We start from the raw sequence: 3,239 nt of genomic DNA, 5'->3' as shown, positions 1-3,239 counted from the left end.
CGCGGTGCCGTCGCGTACCAGCGCGCGTCCCCAGCCCGCGCGCAGCCGGCTCATGCGGTCGTGCAGGGCCGTCACGGACGGCCCGAAGCGCGCCGCCATGACCGCTCGCGCGCCGGGCCGCAGCCCCTCGCCGATCGCGACCACCGCGTCGGCCACGCAGGCGAGCAGCGCCTCGCGCAAGGGTTCGCGCTCCGCGTCCTCGTCCAGGTCGGCGGCGTCCAGCCATTGGTCATCGATCGCGCACTGCATCACCAGCCGCGCCATGATCGCCATCGGGCTGTGTTCGACAAAGCGTTCCAACACCGTGCGTATCACCTGATCACCTCTGCCTTGTAGGATGGGAGCGCCGCGCGGCACGGAACCCGCGAGCCGCGCGGCGCATCGGACTTGACGCGCCGCGTCGGGCGCATGAGCATCGGGGACGTCGCGACGATTCGCGATGCCGGGTTGCAGCGCAGGCCGATCACGCACGAGATTCCCGCATGTACGTAGACCCCCGCGTGGCTCACGGCCGCGCCCGATTCGATCTGAGTGGTTCGCCGCGGCTGGTCGCGGAGGAGCGGCGCTGGGAGATCAGCGACGTGATCACGCGCGCGCTCGACACCTTCTCCGGCGAGCGCAACCGCCGCAACCTGATGCGGCTGCTGGCGCGGCAGATCGCGCCGCGCCTCGCGCGGCTCGGCCTCGAGCCCTATGTGGGCCCGCTCGGCGCGCACGAGGGCCTGTTCGTCAATTTCGCGACGATGAGCGCCGAGCACGGCCTGCGTGAATTCGAATTGCACCTGACGGTCCCCGACCTGACGCTGCGCAGCTTCGCGTCGACGGCGATCCGCCCCCACGCGGTCGCGCGCTGCATGCAGCGCAACGGCGCCACCTCGCTCGCGGCGATCCAGCACGAGACGCGCATCGCGTTCGTGCTGGCGCGCGTGGTACGCGGCCTGGCGCGGGCCGAGCAGTGGAAGCAGCTCGCGGTGCCGACCCCGCACGGCCTGTTCGTCGGCGCGCTGACCGAACACGACGACGTCAGCCTCGCCACCTACTTCCGGCCCGGCGACAACGATCGCCCGTCGCGCTGGCAGGCGTTCTCGGCCTTGTTCGCGGACATGCCCGACTGGCGGCACGACCAGGTCCGGCACGGCGGCGAACTGCTGCATTGGATGATCAACCATATCGTGGCGCTGCAGGCGTCGGCGCCGTTCGCCGAGCGCTGCCCCTTCCTGCTCGAACCCTACCGGAGCGCCGACGACCCGCACGACGCCGCCTGGGCCGCCGCGCGCGCCAGTGCGCGCGACGACGGCCCGGTGCCGAACTGACCGCATCGATGTCATGTTGTCTCCCGACTTTGGCGGCCCCTGCCATACGCGGCGATTCGGTCGTGTCCCCCTCGGAACCTCGGTTCGCCGCTGCACAGCCCTCGTTTACTAGGTCGTAGCGGGCTCGCCTAACCCGCAGATTTTCTTTTCGGCGCCCGCCCCGGCCCGCTGGCGCGACAGGCCGGGGCGCGAAACTTCCGGCGAACCGGTATCGCCGCACGACCTCATATGCCACAATCGCGGCGACCTCGACGTATCAACGAACGGACCCTGCGATGACGCCCAACCGCCTTCACCTGACCGCACCGATCGTTACCGGTAACGCCTCGATCCGGTTTTCCGCCTACGCCCCCGGCTGGGGTTATGCCGCCTATGCCCTGCCGGCCGAAACGCTGCGCCTGGGCCTCGGTGCGGCGGACGCCAGCCCGCAGCAGTTGCTGCTGGCGTTCGAGCTCGGCCGCCAGCGTCTGCTGCGCGCGATCGAGCAGCGCACGCAAAGGAGCGCCCCGGGCGGCAAGCGCATCACGCTGACGCCCGACGATCTCTGAGCCATCGTCGCGCGGGCCTGCCCGCCTCAATGCAGATCGCTCACGCCGATCATCCGCAGCGCCGCCCACAACCACAGCACCTCGTGCATCGCCTCCGCGTGGGCGTCGCTCTGCGCGCACCAGCGCTCGCAGGCGGCGAACTCGCGTTCGGCACCGTGGTCCACCCGCAGCCACAGGAGCCAGCGGATCGCGCCCTCCTGGATGACCTCGTCGGTCACCGGTTCCGCGCCGCCCAGCCCGTCCGCCCCCGACACGATCGTCATCCTGCTGTCCCCCGCAGTTCATGGTCCGCCGTCGCGTGCGCCCGCCTTCGGCCCGGCGCGGCCTGCCGCTCGCGCGCCGGATGGACGGGACGTCTCGCCGGGCCACGTTCGCCACGGCCACGGGACAGCGCCTCTCCTTCATCTAGTCGGATCGAGACGCACCGAACCCGCAGCGAAATCGCCGGGAGCGGACAAAACAATATGAATGGGCAGGAATGGGCCGCCGCCGCGAGCGCCCTCGACGGGCAGGCAGGTGAGGCAGGAACATGCCGGGCACTCGCCGTCCCGGCACGGGACAGCGCGGCGCGACACCCAGGCGGGCGCCGCGGCTTCAGGTCACCAGCACGATATTGCCGGGCAGGCGCGTGATGTGCGCGCCGTAAAGGCGCCCGAGCAGGTCGATCACGCTGTCGACGCGCGCGATCGGGAACTGTGCCTGCATGCGATTCTCGCCGAGCGCGGCATTGCGCAGGATCACCTTGCCGGGACGATAGCGGTTGATCTGCGCGACCACGTCGGACAGCGGCACGTCGTTGAACACCAGCACGCCGCGCCGCCAGGCCGTCACCGGCCCGGTATCGACGCGCGCCACGGCATCGACCCGGCGATCGTCGTAGACCACCTGCTGGTCGGCGCCCAGCGTGCGCCGGCCGCCCGGGTGGTCGAGCGTGAGGCTGCCCGACAGGCAGGTCAGGCAGACCTGCGTGTCGATCCGGCGCACGTTGAAGCGCGCCACGGCCGCATCGATGCGGCCCCGGCCGGCCAGCACGGTCACCGGCCGCACCGGGTCGACGCGGCCCGGCACGGGGGCCGCCGCATCGATCTCGGTCTCGCCGGCAATCAGTTCGAAACCCTGCGCGTCGGCCGAGCCGATCATGTCGAGCCGCGTCTGCGTGTTCATCTCGACCGTCACGCGCGAGGACAGCGCGATCTGCCGCTGCTCGCCGGTGCCAGTCCGGTAGTTCGAGCTCAGCTCGCCGAGCGAGGGCCACAGCCCGAGCGGCGGCCGGATCGCCAGCCAGGATGCGCCGGCCGCGACCGCGAAGCCGACGAAGGCGCGGCGGCCGGTGCGCATCGCCCGCTCCTGCCTGGCCACGCCGGTCCAGGCGCGGCCG

At 71.6% G+C, this 3,239-nt stretch carries 4 protein-coding genes and 1 pseudogene; 2 read left to right on the top strand and 3 right to left on the bottom strand.

Translation table 11 applies throughout. From position 1 onward, the window contains the following. Nucleotides 1-303, bottom strand: a pseudogene (locus F3J18_RS36300) (type II toxin-antitoxin system Phd/YefM family antitoxin); the annotation flags it as partial. Nucleotides 304-482: 179 nt separating this feature from the next. On the opposite strand from F3J18_RS36300, the gene F3J18_RS36295 reads away from it, so the two are divergent. Continuing rightward, entirely contained in the window at nt 483-1,313 is an 831-nt protein-coding gene (locus F3J18_RS36295; protein WP_025097859.1) for a hypothetical protein, read from the top strand. A gap of 275 nt (nt 1,314-1,588) precedes the next feature. Continuing rightward, nucleotides 1,589-1,861, top strand: coding sequence for a hypothetical protein (locus tag F3J18_RS36290; RefSeq protein ID WP_166916972.1), 273 nt, complete (start codon nt 1,589-1,591; stop codon nt 1,859-1,861). Nucleotides 1,862-1,887: 26 nt separating this feature from the next. Here the strand turns inward: F3J18_RS36290 and F3J18_RS36285 are convergent, their stop codons facing one another. Together F3J18_RS36285 and F3J18_RS36280 are read right to left on the bottom strand one after the other, a co-directional pair. Beyond that, nucleotides 1,888-2,124 (bottom strand): DUF4880 domain-containing protein, encoded by a 237-nt coding sequence (locus F3J18_RS36285; protein ID WP_025097857.1) that lies wholly within the window; start codon nt 2,122-2,124, stop codon nt 1,888-1,890. A gap of 331 nt (nt 2,125-2,455) precedes the next feature. After that, nucleotides 2,456-3,239, bottom strand: a 784-nt coding sequence (locus F3J18_RS36280; RefSeq protein ID WP_166916971.1) for a FecR domain-containing protein, incomplete at its 5' end; no start/stop codon positions are given.

Origin of the sequence: Burkholderia sp. Ax-1720 (assembly GCF_011753035.1) — a bacterium.
GTDB classification, from domain to species: domain Bacteria; phylum Pseudomonadota; class Gammaproteobacteria; order Burkholderiales; family Burkholderiaceae; genus Burkholderia; species Burkholderia gladioli.
Note: the sequence above shows the minus strand (reverse complement) of the source record. Positions and strands in the feature narration are given on the sequence as shown.